Here is a 20,111-nt window from a genome sequence, read left to right on the forward strand (position 1 = left end):
GGCGCCACGCCGTCCTGTCGCCCGGCCCGCCAGCGCGGTAAAATAGCGCTCTTTGCACAGCAGGCGAAACACACATGAGTACCGATGTCATCGAAGCCGGGAGCGCCACGCTCGCCGCGCCAGCCAAGCCGGCCGCACCGGCCTTCGTCCACCTGCGCGTGCACTCCGAGTACTCGATCGTCGACGGCCTGGTGCGCATCGACGACGTGGTCGCCGCCGCCGCGAAGGACAGGCAGCCGGCGCTGGCGATCACCGACCTGGCCAACCTGTTCGGCATGGTCAAGTTCTACAAATCGGCGCGCGGCAAGGGCATCAAGCCGGTCATCGGCGTGGACGCCTGGATCAGCAACGACGACAACCGCGACAAGCCGTCGCGCCTGCTGCTGCTGGCCAAGAACCGCATGGGTTACCTGCAGCTGTGCGAACTGCTGTCCAAGGCCTGGCTGACCAACCAGCACAAGGGCCGCGCCGAAATCCGCCCCGAGTGGCTCGACGCGCTGGCCACCAGCCAGTCCACCCTGTCGCCCGACGAAAACCAGGCCAACGGCCTGATCGTGCTCTCGGGCGCGCACTTCGGCGACGTCGGCACCGCCATCGAAAACGGCAACCTGGCCCTGGCCGAACGCTGCGCCCAGCGCTGGGCCTCGGTCTTCCCCGGTCACTTCTACATCGAGGTGCAGCGCGCCGGCCAGCCCAACCAGGAAGCCCAGGTGCGCCACGCGGTGGCGCTGGCCGCCAAACTGGGGCTGCCGGTGGTCGCCACCCACCCGATCCAGTTCCTCTCGCCCGACGAATTCATCGCCCACGAAGCGCGCACCTGCATCGCCGAAGGCGAAATGCTGGCCAACGCCAAGCGCGTCAAGCGCTTCAACGAAGAGATGCGCTTCAAGTCGCAGGCCGAGATGGCCGAGCTGTTCGCCGACATGCCGGCCGCGCTGGCCAACTCGGTCGAGATCGCCAAGCGCTGCAACGTCGTGCTCACCCTGGGCAAGCCGCAGCTGCCGAACTTCCCGACCCCGCCCGGCATGAGCATCGACGAATTCCTGGTCGCCGAATCGAAGGCCGGCCTGGAACAGCGCCTGGTCCACCTGTACCCGGACCCGGAAAAGCGCGCCGCGGCGCGCCCGCGCTACGACGAGCGCCTCAAGTTCGAGACCGATACGATCTGTAACATGAAGTTCCCCGGCTACTTCCTGATCGTGGCCGAGTTCATCAAGTGGGCCAAGGAAAACGGCGTGCCGGTCGGCCCGGGCCGCGGTTCGGGCGCCGGTTCGCTGGTGGCGTACTCGCTCCTGATCACCGACCTCGATCCCTTGCAGTACAACCTGCTGTTCGAACGCTTTTTGAATCCCGAACGCGTCTCGATGCCCGACTTCGATATCGACTTCTGCCAGGAAGGGCGCGACCGCGTCATCCAGCACGTCAAGGATTTGTACGGCAAGGAAGCGGTCTCCCAGATCGCCACCTTCGGTACCATGGCGGCCAAGGGCGCGATCCGCGACGTCGGCCGCGTGCTCGATTTCGGCTACAACTTCTGCGACGGCATCTCCAAGCTGATTCCCTTCAAGCCGGGCAAGCCGGTGACGATCGCCGACGCCATCGAAGAAGAACCGATGCTCAAGGAGCGCCTCGACAACGAGGACGAGGTCAAGCAGCTGCTGGCGCTGGCGCAGCAGGTCGAAGGCATCGCCCGCAACATCGGCATGCACGCCGGTGGCGTGCTGATCGCCCCCGGTAAGCTCACCGACTTCTGCCCGCTGTACACCCAGGGCGGCGACTCGGGCGTGGTCTCGCAGTACGACAAGGACGACGTCGAGGCCGTGGGCCTGGTCAAGTTCGACTTCCTGGGCCTGACCACGCTCACCATCCTCGACCGCGCGGTGCGCTACATCAAGCAGCTCGACCCGGCCAACGCCGACTTCGCGTTGGAAAAGCTGCCGCTCAACGACAAGGCCTCCTACGATCTGCTGACCAAGGCCAAGACGGTCGCGGTATTCCAGCTCGAGTCGCGCGGCATGCAGGGCATGCTGAAAGACGCGCGCCCCGACCGCTTCGAGGACATCATCGCCCTGGTGGCGCTGTACCGTCCGGGCCCGATGGACCTGATTCCCGACTTCTGCAAGCGCAAGCACGGCGAACGCTTCGACTATCCCGACCCGCGCACCGAGTCCATCCTGTCCGAAACCTACGGCATCATGGTGTACCAGGAGCAGGTCATGCAGATGGCCCAGATCGTCGGCGGCTACTCGCTCGGCGGCGCCGACATGCTGCGCCGCGCGATGGGCAAGAAGAAGGCCGAGGAGATGGCCGAGCACCGCGAGATCTTCCGCGCCGGCGCCGCCAAGGACGGCCTGTCGGCCGAAAAGGCCGACGAGATCTTCGACCTGATGGAAAAGTTCGCCGGCTACGGCTTCAACAAGTCGCACGCCGCCGCCTACGCGCTGCTGTCCTACCACACGGCCTACCTGAAGGCGCACCACACCGCCGCCTTCATGGCCGCCAACTTGTCGCTGGCGATGGACGACACCGACAAGATCAAGATCCTGGTCGAAGATTCGCTGGACGTGTGCGGCCTGACCTTGCTGCCGCCCGATATCAACCATTCCGACTACCGCTTCATGCCGGAAGGCCCGCCGCCGTCGGTCACGGGCAAGCGCGTCACCAATATCCGCTACGGCCTGGGCGCGGTCAAGGGTTCGGGCCAGTCGGCGATCGAAGCGATCATCGCCGCGCGCACGGCCGGCGGGCCGTTTACCGACCTGTTCGATTTCTGCAAGCGGGTCGACCGCAAGCAGATCAACCGCCGCACCATCGAGTCGCTGATCCGCAGCGGCGCCTTCGACTGCTTCAAGGTCGACCGCGCGATCCTGCTGGCTTCCGTGGCGTTCGCGGTGGAAGTGGCCGACCAGGCCTCGGCCTCGGTCAACCAGGTCAGCCTGTTCGGCGGCGACGACAGCGACCTGGTGGCGCCGCCCGAGTACGTGAAAGCGACGCCGTGGACCGACCGCCAGAAGCTGGCCGAAGAAAAGATCGCGCTCGGCTTCTACCTGTCCGGCCACATGTTCGATTCCTTCGCCACCGAGGCGCGCCGTTTTGCGCGCACCAAGCTGACCGACCTGGAACCGTCGCGCGAGCCGCGCATGATGTGCGGCGTGATCACCGGCGTGCGCACCCAGATGACCCAGCGCGGCAAGATCCTGATCGTCTCGCTGGACGACAAGAGCGGCACCGTGGAAGTGACGGTGTACAGCGAAGTGGTCGAGTCGAACAAGAACATCTTCAAGGAAGACGAATTTTTGGCGGTGGTGGGCAAGGTGTCGGAAGACCGCTTCAACGGCGGCCTGCGCATCACGGCCGAGAAGGTGTTCGACCTGACCTCGGCGCGCGTGCACTACGGGCGCCAGCTCGGGCTGTACCTGCCGGCCAAGGTGGCTTCTTCGAAAATCGTGGAAGTGCTGCAGCCGCACCGCGCCCAGAGTGGCGGCGGACTGCCGGTCGCGATGCGGGTCAAGCCGCAGGGCGTCGACTGCACCCTGCAGTTCGGCGACGACTGGCGCGTGGCGCCGTCCGACGCCCTGACCCTGGCGCTGGAACAGGTGCTGGGGGCGCGCGAAGTGGCGGTGGAGTACTAGGGCAGTGCGCGCGGCGCCGGGGCTCAGGAACCTGCCGCCGCCTTGCGCTTCCTGCGCAGCCGTTGCCACACCTTGATCTTGCGGCTGGCGGTCTGCCTGACCCGGAACACCAGGCTGCCCTCCAGCGCGCGTTGCACCTGGCGGATCATGCGCGCATCGTGTTCCCGGTCGATCGACACCGTCTGCCCGGCCTGCACCGCCGCCAGCATGCTGGCGCAGTCGCCGAACAGGCTCTCCACGAACACCGATTTGATGGCGGCACGCACGCGGCGCCCGCTTGCGCGCGGCAGTTCGTACGAATCCTTGACCACGTTGATATAAAAATACCCGGCCGCGATATCGAAGTGGTTTTTCACCGACGGCGCCACCCCAAGCCGTTCCAGGTGCCCGCGCGCGGCCAGCAGCGCCCCCGCCAGGTCCATGCACCACTGCTCCGAAATGAGCTTGGTGATGCTGGCCGGGTGCTGGCGGTAGTCGACGATCGCGTGCGGCAGGTACACCAGGCTGGCGCACTGGCTCAATAGCCGGGGCAGGGTGGCCATGTCCTCGAATACGCGCCCGGGTGGGAACACCGGCGCCTCCAGCTGCTCGTACACGGCGCGCTTGAAGACTTTGGCCCACACATACATCTGGCGGTCGGCAAAGAAGATATTGAGGATGGCGGCCTGGTCGCGCAGCAGGCCTTGCGGATAACGCAGGCCGACCCGGTGCGATTTGTCGTCCTGGTCGGGCAGCCACACGCGGAAGTCGCAGGCGATGACGTCCGGATGATACTCGCCGATGGCTTGCTCGAGCGCCGCCAGCGAGCCTGCCAGCAGGCGGTCGTCGCTGTCGACGAACACGATGTACTCGCCTCGGGCGCACGCCAGGCCCTTGTTGCGCGCCACCGAGATGCCCTGGTTGTCCTGCGCCAGCACCGTGCACGCCAGCTGCGGGTATGCCTCGAGCAGGGTGCGTATGCGCGCCAGGGTGGCGTCGCGCGAGCCGTCGTCGATGACGATCAGCTCATGGCGCGGCCCCATCTGGTCCAGCACCGATGCCAGGCACGCCACAATGTAGTGCTGCACATTCCAGGCGGGGACGATGATGCTTAATAACGGCTGCGGCGCCGCGGCGTGCATGGCCATGTACGCAGTCAGCGCGCCAGTCCGACCGGCGCGCGGATGGTCTTGTCGACCTGGCTCTGGTACACCAGCTTATCGTGATGGGCCGCCTGGTCGCGATTGCGCTCCTTGTGCCACAGGTGGAATACCTCGGTGGCGAAGGCGCCGTCCTTGCGCCGCACGCCGGCGTTAAACAGGCGTACCACGAAATCGGCATCTTCATGCCCCCAGCCGCTGAACGATTCGTCGAAGCCGTTCACGCGCTCGATGTCGCTGCGCCAGGCACTCATGTTGCAGGCCTTGATGCGGCGCATGGTGAAGCCGCGCCGCACCCGCCCCAGGTCGGGCAGGCGGACCGCCAGCTGCAGGATCTTCTGGATATTCCCGGCGCGCCAGGCGCGCCACCACACGCCCAGCCCCGCCTCGTGCAGGTCGCGCTGTTCGGCCAGGGCGGCGCGGGTAAAGTCGGGACAGAGCAGCACCCGGCTACCGGTGATCATGCAGCCTGGCTGCGCCAGGCGCCGGTGGCTGGCCACGAAATCCTTGCGCGGCACGCAGTCGCCGTCGAGGAAGATCACGTAATCGCCGCGCGCCGCCAGCACGCCCTGGTTGCGCGCGCGCGCCACGCGGAATCCGTCGTCGGGCTGCCATACATGCACCAGGCGGCGCTGCGTCCCCGCCGCGATGCGTTCGACGCAGTGGCGGGTCGCCTCGGTCGATCCGTCGTCGGTGACGATGATCTCGAAATCGTCGTCGTCCTGCGCCAGGCAGGCGCGCAGCACCGCTTCCAGGGCATCCGGCCGGTTGTAGGTGGTGACGATCAGAGAAATGGTGTGCGGACGTGACAAGATGGACTCCCGGTGAAGCGACATTCACTGCCAGCGGCAGCGCCCATCGCGTACATACCTATTATACGTCTCCGCCGCGTCAGGTCTAGCGCTTGCGGCATCAAAGCGGGACATCCGCGCGTGGCCTGTCACGCCAGCCCGCGCAGTGCGCGCACGGTGCGCTCGGCGGCGCGCTGGCGCACCAGCGCGCGGTTGCTCGAGGCGTCGTCGCGCGCGTTTTCGCGGTGCCACAAATGAAACACTTCGGTGGCAAAAGCGCCATCCTTGCGCACCACGCCGGCGTTAAAGAGGCGCACCACGAAGTCGGCGTCTTCGTGCCCCCAGCCCTCGAAGCTCTGGTCGAAACCGTTGACGGTGTCGATGTCGCTGCGCCAGGCCGCCATATTGCAGCCTTTGATGCGGCGCCAGCTGAAGCGCTTCTGTACCCGTCCCAGGTCGGGCAGCTTGACCAGCAATTGCAGTACCTTGTTGAGGTGGCCGCGCGCGCGCAGCACCAGCTTTTCGCCGACAGCGAGAGCGTGCAGGTCGCGCCTGTCGGCCAGCACGCGCTGGGTGAAGGTTTCGCCCAGCAGGATACGGCTGCCGGTGACCATGCAGCCCGGCTGCGCCAGCGCGCGGTGGCGCGCGACGAAATCGCGCTGCGGGATGCAGTCGCCGTCGAGCAGTACGATGTACTCGCCGCGCGAGGCCAGGATGCCCTGGTTGCGCGCCATCGCCAGCCGGAAGCCCTGGTCCGGCTGCCACACATGCCGCAGCGGCACCGTGGCGCGCTGTTGCAGTCGCGCGACACAGGCGCGGGTCGCCTCGCCCGAACCGTCGTCGGCGATGATGATTTCGAACCGCCTGTCGCTCTGCGCAAAGCAGGCGTCGACGACGGCTTCGAGCGCGTCGGGCCGGTTGTAGGTGGCGATGATGATGGAAATGAGGGCGTCGGCGCGCATCTAGCTATCCTGCAAGGTGAACTTGCCCGATGGGGGCTGGTAGCGTGCGCTCACATACAGGGAGCCTGCCAGCAGCAGGAACCAGTAGGCTTCCGTCACATCCCACAGCAGGCTGTTGAACGAGGAGCTGGCCACGTAGATCACCCATAGCAGCACCAGCGCATCGGCGTGGAAGGAGCGCGTGCGCAGGGCCGGGCGCAGCAGGCTGCCCAGCATGGCGAAATACAGCAGCAGTCCCGGTATCCCGATCTGCACCGCCATCAGCAGGAACTCGCTGTGCGGCTGGTGGCGCGTTTTTCCGAGTTCGTCCTCGGGCCAGTCGCGCAGCGCGGTCGGCGCATACACCTCGGCAAAGGAGCCGGTGCCCAGTCCGGCCAGCGGATGGGCGGCGATGATGCCCGAGCCGACCCGCAGATAACTCATGCGCAGGCCGTTGGGCGAGCGTTTCTGGTCGGTGCGCACCTCGGTGATCAGGTCATCGGTGCGCAGCTTGAAGTTGTCGGAGCTGGCGTAGAAGCCCACGAACAGCAGCACGATGGCGGCCATCCCGAAGCTGGTGCGCAGCAGCGTGAAGCGCACCCGCAGCAGGAACAGCACCACCATCCCGACGAACAGGGTGACATAACCGGTGCGGCCCTGGTTCAGGAAAATGATCGGTACGCTGAACAGGACCCCGGCCGCCACGCAGGCCACGCGCGCGCGCGCGCCCTGGACATAGGTGGAGCCGAGCAGGCAGGTCACCGACGCAAAACTGAGCAGGATGCCGATCGTGATGTGATTCTTGAACGAGAACGAATCCTTGGCATCGCCGATGCGCCACCAGCCGTGCGGAGAGGCGGGCATCAAGTCGTGCCAGACCAGGTAGTTCGAGGTGGCCAGCACCGCCGCGCCGCCGAAAAAGGCGGCCAGCGCGCGCGCCGGCATGCCCGGGTCGCGCATGCTGGTGGCCACCGCGATCGGCAGCACCAGCAGGCGCGAATATTTTTTCAGGGCCGAGACGATATCGGCCGGCGGCCCGATCGACCAGCTCGCGCCCAGCACCAGCAGCGCCAGCAAGGCGACCGCCAGCAGCGCCGGCGGCGTGCGCGCGACCGCGCGCAGCGGCGCGCTGGTGGCCAGGGCCGCGCCAAAACACACTACGCACAAGCCGGCGAAGACATTCGTCAGCCAGGTGGAGAACGGTACGCAAAACAGCGCCAGCAGGAGCAGGTACTGGACCGCGCGCTCAAGCCGTGTAATCGGAAAACCGGGAGAATCTTGCATTCTAGCAATAGCCTTGTTAAGCGACCTGGGTCGTGCAAGCCGCGCCTGCGGCGTGGCGATAGCGGGCGGCGGCCCTCGCGGCACCTGCCCCCCTAAAATTTGTTCGCCATTTTACAGTACGGTCCGCGGGCGGCCCGGGGCGGAGATATGCACGTGCGGGGGAAGCGCTGCCGGAGCCCGATTCGGCCCCCCTGCGATGTTGTAGTGGCCGCACCCGGACCGCGTGTGCGAGAATGGCGGGCCTCTGGTACAGGCCGCGTCTTTACGATGGCGGCATGCCGCAACCGGAACAAGCTGGAAGCTTGAACGCGAAAGAAAACGATGGAAAATAGTGTCATAGTCCGGCGCCTGCTGGCTATCGTCAAACCGTACCGTGCGCGCGCGCTGATGTCGCTGCTGGCCATGGCCGGCACCGCCGTCACCGAGCCGGCGCTCGGCTACGCGCTGCAACTGCTGATCGACAAGGGCTTCGGCCCGAACCGGGTCGAGTTTTCCCTGTGGCTGGTGCCGCTGGTGCTGCTGTCGATCTTCATCGGGCGCGGCATCTTCACCTTCTCCACCGCCTACCTGAACAACTGGGTCATCAGCCGCGTGCTCAACGACCTGCGGCGCATGGTGTTCGACCGCTTGCTGCGCCTGCCCGTGGCGCGCTTTCACGAAGAATCGACCGGCAAGATCATCAACGTCGTCATCGGCGACGTGCGCCAGGTGGTCGACATGATCAACTCCGTGTTCGTGGCCTACGTGCGCGATTCGCTGGTCATTATCGGCCTGCTGCTGATGCTGATGTGGACCAACTGGAAACTGACCCTGATCGCGCTGGTGGTGATGCCGGTCACCGCCGCCATCGTGCGCACCACCGCCAAGCGCATGCGCCGCCTGAGCCGCGACAACCAGCGCGTCACCGCCGAAATGACCCAGGTGGTCGAAGAAGCGGCGCGCGGGCACCAGGTGATCCGCGTGTTCGCCGGCGAGCGCTACGAGCGCGAACGCTTCGAACAGCGCAGCGGCGCGCTGCTCGGCTTCTCGCAGCGCATCACGGTGGCCAGCGCCGCCACCGTGCCGATCACCCAGAGCGCCACCGCGCTGGCGGTGTCGGTGGTGATCGTGATTGCCATGACGTCCGGGATGACCCAGGGAGAATTCATCAGTTTCATCACCATGATGCTGATGCTGCTGGCGCCACTGAAGTCGCTGGTCGGCGTCAACGGCCCGCTGCAGCGCGGCATGGCCGCCGCCGAAACCGTCTTCGCCATGATCGACACCCCGGTCGAAGCCGACCCCGGCAAGGTCGTGCTGGAGCGCGCGCGCGGCCACCTGCAGTTCGAGAAGGTCCGTTTCCGCTATACCGACAACAACCCGCTGGCGCTCGACGACGTCACGCTCGAGGTGCTGCCGGGGCAGACCGTGGCGCTGGTCGGCATGTCGGGCGGCGGCAAGTCGACCTTCGTGAACCTGGTCACGCGCTTCTATTCGCCGCAAGGCGGGCGGATCCTGCTCGACGGTGTGCCGTACGAAGACATCACCCTGCAAAGCCTGCGCGCGCAGCTGGCCATGGTCAGCCAGAACGTGGTGCTGTTCGACGACACCCTGGGCGCCAACATCGCCTACGGCGCCGAGCGGGTCGACCCTGCGCGCCTGGCGGCGGCGATCGGGGCAGCCCACCTGGACGAGGTGGTCGCGGCCCTGCCGCAAGGCGTCGATACGCCGATCGGCGAAAACGGCATGCGCCTGTCGGGCGGCCAGCGCCAGCGCGTGGCGATCGCGCGCGCCATCTACAAGGACGCCCCGATCCTGATCCTGGACGAAGCCACCTCCGCCCTCGACAACGAATCCGAACGCGCGGTGCAGGGCGCGCTCGACACCCTGATGGCCGGGCGCACCACGCTCGTCATCGCGCACCGCCTCTCGACCATCGAACGGGCCGACCGCATCGTGGTGCTCGACCAGGGGCGGATCGTGGAAGCGGGCCGCCACGACGACCTGCTGGCGCTGGACGGCATGTACGCCAACCTGTACCGCCTGCAGTTCGCCAACAAGCCCGAAGACAAGCCCGAAACCAAGGCCGAAGCATGAGCGAAGGGCGCACCCTGGTCATCTCGCCGAACTGGATCGGCGACGCAGTCATGGCCCAGCCGCTGCTGCAGCTGTTAAAGCGCCAGCATCCGGCACGGCCGATCGACGTGCTGGCCCCGCCCTCGGTGGCGCCGGCCTGGCGCGCCATGATCGAGGTCGACAGCGTGCTCGAAACCCCGTTCCGGCATGGCGCGCTGCAGCTGCGCGAACGCTGGCGCTACGCCAAAGTCCTGCGCGCGCGCGGCTACGTCGACGCCTACGTGCTGCCGAATACGATCAAATACGCGCTGATTCCCTGGCTGGCGGGGATTGCGCGCCGGGTCGGCTACAAGGGCGAGATGCGCTATGGCCTGCTCAACGTGGTCCATCACGACGACACCCCCAAGCGCGCGATGGTGCCGTTCTACGCCGCCCTGGCCGGCGCGCCGGGCGCCGCCTTGCATGCAGGCGTGCCGTGTCCGGCGCTGCGGGTCGCGCCGGAACAGATTCATCAGGTGCGCGAACGCCACGGCATGGGTGGGGCGGGGCGGTTGGTGGTGTTTGCGCCGGGTGCCGAATTCGGCGCCGCCAAGCGCTGGCCGGCGCGCCACTTCGCCGCGCTGGCGCAATCGGTGCGCGAGCAGGATTCCTCGGCGCGGATCGCCCTGCTCGGCTCCCCGAAGGACCGTGAAGCCTGCGCCGAGATCACGGCGCTGACCGGCACCGACGGCATCCACAACGTGGCCGGCGCCACCTCGCTGGCCGAGGCGATCGCCCTGATTGCCGGCGCGGCCGCGGTGGTCGCCAACGATTCCGGCCTGCTGCACATTGCCTCGGCGCTGAACCGGCCGGTGATTGCGCTGTACGGCCCGACCGACCCGGACCACGCGCCGCCGTTCTCCGACGTTGCCCGTTCGATCTCGCTGCGGCTGGCCTGCGCGCCGTGCCGCCAGCGCGAATGCCCGCTCGGCCACCACGACTGCATGGAAAAGCTCGAACCAGGCATCGTCTGGCAAGAGCTGCGCCAGATGTAAGGCCTCACACTGCCCAGCCTGTGTCCACCCCGGTGCCAGGTCTGACATTTGTCCACCCCGGTGCCAGGTCTGACATTCGTCCACCCCGGTGCCAGGTCTGACATTCGGACACGGACTCTACTTTAAATAGGGAAACGTGCTGCGTTAATGTCGAGCTCGTGTCCACTCCGGTGCCAGGTCTGACATTCGCCACTCCGGTGCCAGGTCTGACATTCGGACACAGACTCTACTTTAGATGGGAAAACGTTCGGCCTTAATGTTTAGCTCGTGTCCGAATGTCAGACCTGGCACCGAAGTGGACAGGCACCGAAGTGGACAGACATTCGGACACGGACTCTACTTTAAATAGGAAAACGTTTGGCCTTAATGTCGAGCTCGTGTCCACCCCGGTGTCAGGTCTGACATTCGGACACAGACTCTACTTTAGATGGGAAAACGTTCGGCCTTAATGTCGAGCTCGTGTCCGAATGTCAGACCTGGCACCGAAGTGGACACCGGGGTGGACGCCAGCTTGGGAGGTGAAATCTTGCGTCGGCAAGGGTATGATGTGAAGTCCTTATCGCCAGCANCGGGGTGGACGCCAGCTTGGGAGGTGAAATCTTGCGTCGGCAAGGGTATGATGTGAAGTCCTTATCGCCAGCATGCCGCGCGGCTACTTTCAGGATCATCCATGAACCATCCCGTCATTCCGATCGTGGCCCAGGGCAGCAGCCGCCAGCGCAAGCGCCAGGCGCCCAAGGGCCGGCGCGTCGATCCGCAGGCCTTGCTGGAAATCCAGGCCCTGCTCGGCACGCAATCGCGCCAGCGCGACCTGCTCATCGAGCATCTGCACAAGATCCAGGACGCCTTCGGCTGCCTGGCGCACGCCCACCTCGCCGCGCTGGCGCAGGAGATGAAGCTGGCCCAGGCCGAGGTCTACGAAGTCGCCACCTTCTATCACCATTTCGATGTCGTGCGCGAGGGCGACAGCGCGCCGCCGGCATTGACGGTGCGCGTGTGCGACGGCCTCTCCTGCGAGATGGCCGGCGCGCGCGACCTGCTCGACCGCTTGCCGGCCATCCTGGGCGCCGCCGTACGCGTCCTCGCGGCTCCCTGCATCGGCCGCTGCGAACAGGCGCCGGCCGCCGTGGTCGGCCAGCATCCGCTCGCCCACGCCAGTTGCGAGTCGGTGGCCGACGCGGTAAGCCAGGGCCGCACCACCCACGCGCCGACAGGCTACATCGACTACGACAGCTACCGCGCCGGCGGCGGCTACGTTCTCGCGCGCGAATGCCACGCCGGCTTGCGCGATGCCGATGCGCTGATCGCCACGATGGAGGAGTCCAGCCTGCGCGGCCTTGGCGGCGCGGGCTTCCCGACCGGGCGCAAATGGCGCATCGTGCGCGGCGAACCCGGTCCGCGCCTGATGGCGATCAACATCGACGAGGGCGAACCGGGCACCTTCAAGGACCGCCACTACCTCGAACGCGACCCGCACCGCTTCCTCGAAGGCGCGCTGGTGGCGGCCTGGGTGGCCGGCGTCGACACCATCTATATCTACCTGCGCGACGAATACCACGGCTGCCGCGCGATGCTCGAAGCCGAACTGGCGCGCCTGCGCGCCGATCCGCCGTTCGCGTCAATGCCGCAACTGATCCTGCGCCGTGGCGCCGGCGCCTATATCTGCGGCGAAGAATCGGCGATGATCGAATCGATCGAGGGCAAGCGAGGCATGCCGCGCCTGCGGCCCCCGTACGTGGCGCAGGTCGGCCTGTTCGGTTTGCCGACCTTGCAGCACAACTTCGAAACCCTGCACTGGGTGCGCGCCATCGTCGAGCGCGGGGCCGACTGGTTCAGCGGCCAGGGACGCCACGGCCGCAAGGGCCTGCGCTCGTTTTCGGTCTCGGGCAGGGTGCGCGAGCCGGGCGTCAAGCTCGCGCCGGCCGGTATCACCGTGCAGGAGCTGATCGACGAATACTGCGGCGGCATGGCGCCCGGCCACCGGCTCTACGGCTACCTGCCGGGCGGCGCATCGGGCGGCATTTTGCCGGCCGCGCTGAACGCGATCCCGCTCGACTTCGACACCTTGCAGCCCTATGGCTGCTTTATCGGTTCGGCCGCCGTGGTGGTCTTGTCGGACCAGGATTCGGCGCTGGCGGCGGCGCGCAACACGCTGCGCTTCTTCAAGGACGAATCGTGCGGCCAGTGCACGCCGTGCCGGGTCGGTACCGCCAAGGCGCTGGCGCTGATCGAGCAGCCGCAGTGGGACACGCCGCTGCTGGCCGAGCTGTCGCAGGTGATGCGCGACGCATCCATCTGCGGCCTCGGACAGGCCGCGCCAAACCCGGTCGACTGCGTGGTCAAGTACTTTTCTCATGAATTGGTGGCGCCATGAATGCGATCGGCAGAATTAATCAGGTGGCTCCCGGTCAGCCCGTCGAGCTGGAAATCGACGGCCGCCCGGTACGCGCCTTTGCCCACGAAACCCTGATCGAGGTGGCCGCGCGCGAGGGCATCGAGATTCCGCGCCTGTGCTACAAGCCGGGCATGGACACGGCCGGCAACTGCCGCGCGTGCATGGTGGAGATCGAAGGCGAGCGTGTACTGGCGCCGTCCTGCTGCCGCCATCCGGCCGCCGGCATGAAGGTCGCGACCAGCAGCGCGCGCGCCGTGGCCGCGCAAAAAATGGTGCTCGAACTGCTGCAGTCGGACATGCCGGAACGCGCCTACACGCGCCACAATGAAGTCGACTTCTGGGCGCGCAAGCTGGCCCTCGGCCAGCCGCGCTTCGCCGCGCGCAGCCAGCCGGCGCGCGACGCTTCGCACGCGGCCATCACCGTCAACCTCGATGCCTGCATCGCCTGCACGCGCTGCGTGCGCGCCTGCCGCGACGAACAGGTCAACGATGTGATCGGCCTGGCCCTGCGCGGCGACCATGCCAAGATCGTGTTCGACATGGACGACCCGATGGGCGACTCCACCTGCGTCGGCTGCGGCGAATGCGTGCAGGCTTGCCCGACCGGGGCCCTGATGCCGGCGCGCGACGCGGCCCTGGCCGTGCCGGACAAGCGGGTCGATTCGGTCTGCCCGTACTGCGGCGTGGGCTGCCAGCTGACCTACAACGTCAGGGACAACAAGATCCTGTTCGTCGAGGGACGCGACGGCCCGGCCAACCGCGAACGCCTGTGCGTCAAGGGCCGCTACGGTTTCGATTACGCGCACCATCCGCAGCGCCTGACGGTGCCGCTGATCCGCCGCCTTGACGCGCCCAAGAGCGGCGATTTCACGATGGACCCTGCGCGCGTGCTGGATGTGTTCCGCGAGGCGACCTGGGAGGAAGCGCTGGACGCCGCCGGCGGCGCGCTGGCGCGCATCCGCGACACCCACGGCAAGCGCGCGCTGGCCGGCTTCGGCTCGGCCAAGGGCAGCAACGAAGAAGCCTACCTGTTCCAGAAGTTGGTGCGCACGGGATTCGGCAGCAATAACGTCGACCATTGCACGCGCCTGTGCCACGCGTCCTCGGTGGCGGCGCTGCTGGAGGGGATCGGTTCGGGTGCGGTCTCGAACCCGGTGATGGACGTGACCCTGGCCGAGGTGGTGATCGTCATCGGCGCCAACCCGACCGTCAACCACCCGGTGGCGGCCACCTGGATCAAGAACGCGATCAGGAACGGCACCAGGCTGGTGGTGTGCGACCCGCGCCGCTCGGACCTGGCGCGCAGCGCGCACCGCTACCTCCAGTTCAAGCCCGATACCGACGTGGCCCTGCTCAACGCGATGATGCACGTGATCGTGGCAGAAGGCCTGGTCGACCAGGACTTCATCGCCAGCCGCACCATCGGCTACGCCGAGCTGGAACAGAACGTGGCGGGCTACAGCCCGGAGCTGATGGCGCCGATCTGCGGCGTCGATGCCGACACCATCCGCTACGTGGCGCGCCTGTATGCCACGTCCAAGGCGTCGATGATACTGTGGGGCATGGGCATTTCGCAGCACATCCACGGCACCGACAACGCGCGCTGCCTGATCGCGCTGGCGCTGATGACGGGCCAGATCGGCCGTCCCGGCACCGGCCTGCATCCGCTGCGCGGCCAGAACAATGTGCAGGGCGCGTCCGACGCGGGCCTGATCCCGATGATGTTCCCCGATTACCAGCGAGTCGACAATCCGGCGGCCTTGTCCAAGTTCGAACAGGCCTGGGGCATGCCGCTCGACGCGCAACCCGGCCTGACAGTGGTGGAGATCATGCACGCCATCCCGCGCGGCGAGATCCGCGGCATGTACATCATGGGCGAAAACCCGGCCATGTCCGACCCGGACGCCAACCACGCGCGCGCCTCGCTGGCCGCGCTCGACCATCTGGTGGTGCAGGATATTTTCCTGACCGAGACCGCCTACCTGGCCGACGTGATCCTGCCGGCCAGCGCCTTTCCCGAAAAGACGGGCAGCTTCACCAATACCGACCGCCTGGTGCAGATCGGCCGCCAGGCCATCGATCCGCCGGGCCAGGCCAGGCAGGACCTGTGGATTATCCAGCAGATGGCGCAGCGCCTCGGGCTCGACTGGCGTTACGCCCACGTATCGGAGGTGTTCGACGAGATGCGCCGCATCATGCCGAGCATCGGCGGCATCACCTGGGACAGGCTGGAACGCGAGCACGCCGTCACCTACCCATGCACGAAGGAGGGCGATCCGGGCCAGCCGGTGGTCTTCACCGAGCAGTTCCCGCGCGAGTCCGGACGCGCGCGTTTTGTGCCGGCCGATATCATCCCGGCCGACGAGCGCCCGGACGCCGAGTACCCGATGGTGCTCATCACCGGCCGCCAGCTCGAACACTGGCACACCGGCAGCATGACGCGCCGCACGGCGGTGCTGGACGCGATCGAACCCGACCCGGTGGCGCTGGTCCACCCGCTCGACCTGGCGGCGCTGGGCGGCAAGCCGGGCGACGTGGTCACCATCGCGTCGCGCCGGGGCGACGTGGCGCTGTACGCGCGCGCCGACGACAGCTCGCCGCGCGGCGCCATCTTCGTGCCGTTCTGTTATTACGAAGCGGCCATCAACCGCCTCACCAACGCCGCGCTCGACCCCTTCGGCAAGATCCCCGAGTTCAAATACTGCGCGATCCGCGTGACCCTGGGCGGCGTGGTGGAGCAGCAGGGCAGCTTCGGCGGCGGCCAGGTGCTGGCGCGACTGGCAAGTCCATGACCTTGCCCGAACTGAGCGAGGCGCGCGCGCCCCTGACCCACGACGTAGAGGTGCTGGACGAACGCGGGCGCCGCTCGACGATCGCGATTCCCGCCGAGCGCCCGCTGACGGTGTACGTGGACAAGCGCGAGCTGGTCACCCTGATGACCCTCGGCGGCGCGCCGGAAGCGCTCACGCTGGGCTACCTGCGCAACCAGCGCCTGGTGGACTCGGTGGCCGACATCGTCTCGGTGCAGGTCGACTGGTCGGTCGACGCGGTGGCCGTGCTCACGCGGGCCGGCATCGCCGACGTGGAAGCGCGCACCTCCAGCAAGGTGGTGACCACCGGCTGCGGCCAGGGTTCGGTGTTCGGCGGGCTGATGGACGACATCGACAACATCGCGCTGCCGCCGGACGCGCGCCTTGCCCAGTCGACCGTGTACCGCATCGTCGACACCATCCGCACGCAGCAATCGATCTACAAGCAGGCCGGCTCGGTGCATGGCTGCGCGCTGTTCTCCAACGCCGGCGAGCTGCTGTATTTCGTCGAGGACGTGGGCCGCCACAACGCGGTCGACGCCATCGCCGGGCGCATGTGGCTTGACGGCGTGGCCGGCGGCGACAAGGTGTTCTACACGACCGGCCGCCTGACCTCGGAAATGGTGATCAAGGGCGCGCAGATGGGCATCCCCTTCCTGCTGTCGCGTTCCGGCACCACCCAGATGGGTCACATGGTGGCCGGCAGGATCGGCATGGCGCTGCTGGCGCGCTGCAGCGGCAAGCATTTTTTGCTGCTGACCGGCCATGGGCGCCTGGACTTCGAACCGCTCGCGGATTGATGTCGCTGCCGGAAGCCACCCGCGCCGCCTTTTCGCTGCTGTTCTCGGGCGACGCCGCGCTGTGGGGCATCGTGTGGGTCTCGCTGAAAACCAGCGTGCTTGGCCTGCTGCTGGCGGCGCCGCCGGCGGTGCTGCTCGGGTATGCGATCGCCAGCTACCGCTTCGGCGGGCGCCGCATCGCGATCTGGCTGGTGCAGGCCAGCCTGTCGCTGCCGACGGTGCTCATCGGCCTGCTGCTGTATCTGCTGCTGTCGCGCCATGGTCCATGGGGTTCGCTGCACTGGCTCTTTTCGCAGCCGGGCGTGGTGCTCGGACAGGCCGTCATCGCCACGCCGGTGCTGGTGGCGTTTACCCTGGCGGCGGTACAGGCGCTCGATCCGCGCTACGCCGACACCGCGCGCGCGCTGGGCGCGTCGCGCTGGCGCACCATGCTCACGGTGCTGCATGAAGTGCGCTTCGGCGTGATGGCGGCGGTGATCAGCGGCTTCGGGCGGGTGATTTCGGAAGTCGGCTGCGCGCTCATGGTGGGCGGGAATATCGCCGGCCAGACGCGCACCATCACCACCGCCATCGCGCTGGAGACGAGCAAGGGCGAATTCGCGCAGGGGATCGCGCTCGGGATCGTGCTGGTGGTGCTGGCGCTGGCCATGAACGGCGCGCTGATGCTGCTGCAGGGCGACACGCGCAGCGCGGGAGCTGGCCGATGATGCTGCGCATCGACAGGCTGCGCAAGGTGCTTGGCGCGCGCGTGCTGTTCGACCTCGAGGCCTTTGCGCTCGACGCCGGCCGCGCTTATGTGCTGACCGGGATCAACGGCGCCGGCAAGAGTACCCTGCTGCGCGTGCTGGCCGGACTGGAGCCGGGCGAGGCGTCCGGGGTGACGTGGCAAGGGCAGCCGCTGGCATTCTCGCCATACCCGCAAGCGCTGCGCGCGGCGATCGTCTACGTGCACCAGCACCCGGTGCTGTTCTCGACCAGCGTGGCGGATAATATCGGCTACGGCCTGCGCGCGCGCGGCGTCGCCAGGGCGCAGGCCGCGCCGGCCGTGGCGCAGGCCATGGCATGGGCCGGCGTCGAGCATCTGCGGGGGAGCGATCCGGCCCGCCTGTCGGGCGGCGAAGTGCAGCGCGTGGCGCTGGCGCGCGCGTGGGTGCTGCGTCCCGCGCTGCTGCTGCTCGACGAACCGACCGCCAACCTCGACGGCCCGGCGCGCGAACAGCTGATCGCGCTCATTCCGGCCTTGCTCGCCGCCGGCAGCACGGTGGTCATGGCGTGCCACGACCGCGACCTGATCGGCATGCCCGGCGTGCAGCGCCTCAAACTACGTGATGGAAAGCTCGAAACCAAATGATCAAAGCAAGCACACTCGCCTTCATGCTCTGCCTGGCCTGCCCGCCGCTGCTGGCGGGCGAACCGGTCCTGCGCCTGTCCACCACCACCAGCACCGACAATTCCGGCCTGCTGGCCTGGCTGCTGCCGCCGTTCGAGGCGAAGACCGGCCACAAGGTGCATGTGATCGCCGTCGGCAGCGGCAAGGCGCTGGAACTGGCGAAGAATGGCGATGTCGACCTGACCCTGGTGCACGCGCGCGCGGCCGAGGACCGCTTCGTGGCCGAGGGCCATGGCGTCGGACGGCGCGACGTGATGTACAACGATTTCGTGCTGGCCTGCCCGCCATCGGACAAGGCGGACATCAAGGGCGGTTCCGACATCGTCGCCGCGCTGCGCAAGCTGGCCTCGAGCGAAGTGCGCTTCGTCTCGCGCGGCGACAATTCGGGCACCGACCAGATGGAAAAGAGCTACTGGAAAATCGCCGGCGTGCGCCCGCCATCGGCGCGCTACCTGTCGGCCGGCCTGGGCATGGGCGAAGTGTTGAGCATGGCGGCCGAGCTGCAAGCCTGCACCCTGAGCGACCGCGCCACCTACGCCACCTACAAGGACAGGACCGGCCTGGCGATCCTGGTGCAGGGCGATCCGAGGATGTTCAACCCCTACGGCATCATCGCGGTCAATCCGGCGCGCCATCCGGGCATCAACGCGCAAGGCGCGCGCCAGCTGATCGAGTGGATCACCTCCGCCGAAGGCCAGGCCAGGATCGCCGCCTTCCGCCCGAACGGGCAGCAGCTGTTCTTCCCGTCGGTCCAAAAATAGCGGAACGACGTATGATAGCGGCCGTGCGCCAGGCACTGGCAAGGCCGCAAGGAGAGTACATCGTGAACGTATTGATATTTGGCGCGACCGGCATGGTGGGGCAGGGCGTACTGCGCGAATGCCTGCAGGCCGCTGACGTGGAGCAGGTGGTGGCGCTCGGCCGCACTCCGACCGGGCAGCGCCATCCCAAGCTGCGCGACGTCGTGCATGCCGACCTGTTCGAGTACGCCTCGCTTGGCACGCGGCTGGACGACATCGACGCCTGCTTCTTTTGCGTCGGCGTGACGTCCTCGCGCATGGCCGAGGCGGACTACACGCGCCTGACCTGCGATATGACCCTGGCGGCGGCCAATGCGCTGGTCGCGCTCAATCCGCGCATGGTGTTCGTGTACGTGTCCGGGGCCGGCGCCGACAGCAGCGAAACCAGCGCCACCATGTGGGAGCGGGTACGCGGCAAGACCGAAAATGCGCTGCTGGCGCTGCCGTTTCGCGGCGTGTATATTTTCCGGCCCGGGATGATCGAGCCGCTCGACGGCATCCGCTCCAAGACCCCGGCCTACCGCATTTTCTATGCGCTGATGAAGCCCGTGCTGCCGCTGCTGCGCGCGGCCATGCCGAAGCACGTGCTGACCACGCGCCAGATGGGGCAGGCGATGCTGGCGGTGGTGCGCAGCGGCGCCCGCAAGCGCGTGCTGGAAAGCGCCGACATCGGCGCGCTGGGCCGCCACGCCACGGCGCCGTAAGCACCGATGGGCCGGCGCTACCACCACAGTGTGTACGTGATCGAGCTGTCGAAGGATGTGCTGTACGAGCCGCGCTTCCGCAAGGCCAATCCCGCTTACGTGAGCGGCAAACCTTGCGTCTACGTGGGCATGACGGGACTGAGTATCGACCTGCGCTTCGACAAGCACAAGGCGGGCATCCAGGCCAATAAGTTCGTGCAGAAGTACGGCCTGCGCCTGCTGCCGCAGCTGTACGCGGTGTACAACCCGATGCCCTACGCGGGTGCGGCCGACATGGAAGTCGAATTGGGCATCGGCTTGCGCGAGGCCGGCTACGGCGTGTGGCAGGCCTGAGCG

The 20,111-nt window shown here is 67.3% G+C and carries 15 protein-coding genes; 11 read left to right on the forward strand and 4 right to left on the reverse strand.

Annotation, left to right across the window (positions count from 1 at the left end; all coding sequences use genetic code 11):
• Positions 1 to 74: 74 nt before the first annotated feature.
• Entirely contained in the window at positions 75 to 3,632 is a 3,558-nt protein-coding gene (gene dnaE, locus EJB06_RS26630) for a DNA polymerase III subunit alpha (RefSeq protein WP_126077064.1), read from the forward strand.
• Between the two features lie 23 nt (positions 3,633 to 3,655).
• On the opposite strand, the gene EJB06_RS26635 is transcribed toward dnaE, so the two are convergent.
• The 4 genes from EJB06_RS26635 to EJB06_RS26650 form a co-directional block, all read right to left on the reverse strand.
• Positions 3,656 to 4,759, reverse strand: coding sequence for a glycosyltransferase family 2 protein (locus tag EJB06_RS26635; RefSeq protein ID WP_126077065.1), 1,104 nt, complete (start codon positions 4,757 to 4,759; stop codon positions 3,656 to 3,658).
• An 8-nt stretch (positions 4,760 to 4,767) separates the two neighbouring features.
• Positions 4,768 to 5,583: a glycosyltransferase family 2 protein gene (locus EJB06_RS26640; protein ID WP_229427304.1), complete on the reverse strand. Its 816-nt coding sequence runs from the start codon at positions 5,581 to 5,583 to the stop codon at positions 4,768 to 4,770.
• 128 nt (positions 5,584 to 5,711) lie between these two features.
• Positions 5,712 to 6,524: a glycosyltransferase family 2 protein gene (locus tag EJB06_RS26645; protein ID WP_126077067.1), complete on the reverse strand. Its 813-nt coding sequence runs from the start codon at positions 6,522 to 6,524 to the stop codon at positions 5,712 to 5,714.
• Positions 6,525 to 7,787: an O-antigen ligase family protein gene (locus tag EJB06_RS26650; protein WP_126077068.1), complete on the reverse strand. Its 1,263-nt coding sequence runs from the start codon at positions 7,785 to 7,787 to the stop codon at positions 6,525 to 6,527.
• A gap of 321 nt (positions 7,788 to 8,108) precedes the next feature.
• Between EJB06_RS26650 and msbA the strand changes: the two genes are divergently transcribed.
• The 10 genes from msbA (at position 8,109) to EJB06_RS26700 (ending at position 20,108) form a co-directional block, all read left to right on the forward strand.
• A complete protein-coding gene (gene msbA / locus EJB06_RS26655; protein ID WP_126077069.1) occupies positions 8,109 to 9,863 on the forward strand; it encodes a lipid A export permease/ATP-binding protein MsbA in 1,755 nt (584 codons plus the stop codon).
• Positions 9,860 to 10,876, forward strand: a complete 1,017-nt coding sequence (gene waaF / locus EJB06_RS26660; protein WP_126077070.1) for a lipopolysaccharide heptosyltransferase II — start codon at positions 9,860 to 9,862, stop codon at positions 10,874 to 10,876. The genes msbA and waaF overlap by 4 nt, the downstream gene beginning before the upstream one ends.
• Before the next feature lie 670 nt (positions 10,877 to 11,546).
• Positions 11,547 to 13,250, forward strand: coding sequence for an NAD(P)H-dependent oxidoreductase subunit E (locus tag EJB06_RS26665; RefSeq protein ID WP_126077071.1), 1,704 nt, complete (start codon positions 11,547 to 11,549; stop codon positions 13,248 to 13,250).
• Positions 13,247 to 16,063, forward strand: a complete 2,817-nt coding sequence (fdhF, locus tag EJB06_RS26670; protein WP_126077072.1) for a formate dehydrogenase subunit alpha — start codon at positions 13,247 to 13,249, stop codon at positions 16,061 to 16,063. Before EJB06_RS26665 ends, fdhF begins: the two co-directional genes overlap by 4 nt.
• The gene (locus EJB06_RS26675) at positions 16,060 to 16,881 is read left to right on the forward strand and encodes a formate dehydrogenase accessory sulfurtransferase FdhD (RefSeq protein ID WP_126077073.1); all 822 of its coding nucleotides are present in this window, start codon (positions 16,060 to 16,062) and stop codon (positions 16,879 to 16,881) included. Before fdhF ends, EJB06_RS26675 begins: the two co-directional genes overlap by 4 nt.
• Positions 16,881 to 17,588 (forward strand): ABC transporter permease, encoded by a 708-nt coding sequence (locus tag EJB06_RS26680; RefSeq protein WP_126077074.1) that lies wholly within the window; start codon positions 16,881 to 16,883, stop codon positions 17,586 to 17,588. The genes EJB06_RS26675 and EJB06_RS26680 overlap by 1 nt, the downstream gene beginning before the upstream one ends.
• On the forward strand, positions 17,585 to 18,232 hold the full coding sequence (locus EJB06_RS26685) for an ABC transporter ATP-binding protein (protein ID WP_126077075.1): 648 nt from the start codon (positions 17,585 to 17,587) through the stop codon (positions 18,230 to 18,232). The genes EJB06_RS26680 and EJB06_RS26685 overlap by 4 nt, the downstream gene beginning before the upstream one ends.
• Complete coding sequence (locus EJB06_RS26690; protein ID WP_126077076.1) at positions 18,229 to 19,032, forward strand: ABC transporter substrate-binding protein; 804 nt, start codon at positions 18,229 to 18,231, stop codon at positions 19,030 to 19,032. The genes EJB06_RS26685 and EJB06_RS26690 overlap by 4 nt, the downstream gene beginning before the upstream one ends.
• 62 nt (positions 19,033 to 19,094) lie before the next feature.
• A complete protein-coding gene (locus EJB06_RS26695) occupies positions 19,095 to 19,775 on the forward strand; it encodes an NAD(P)H-binding protein (RefSeq protein ID WP_126077077.1) in 681 nt (226 codons plus the stop codon).
• A 6-nt stretch (positions 19,776 to 19,781) separates the two neighbouring features.
• Entirely contained in the window at positions 19,782 to 20,108 is a 327-nt protein-coding gene (locus EJB06_RS26700; protein ID WP_126077078.1) for a hypothetical protein, read from the forward strand.
• Positions 20,109 to 20,111 lie beyond the last annotated feature (3 nt).

It is taken from the genome of Massilia atriviolacea, from assembly GCF_003953935.1.
In the GTDB taxonomy this organism is placed as follows: Bacteria; Pseudomonadota; Gammaproteobacteria; order Burkholderiales; family Burkholderiaceae_D; genus Telluria_A; species Telluria_A atriviolacea.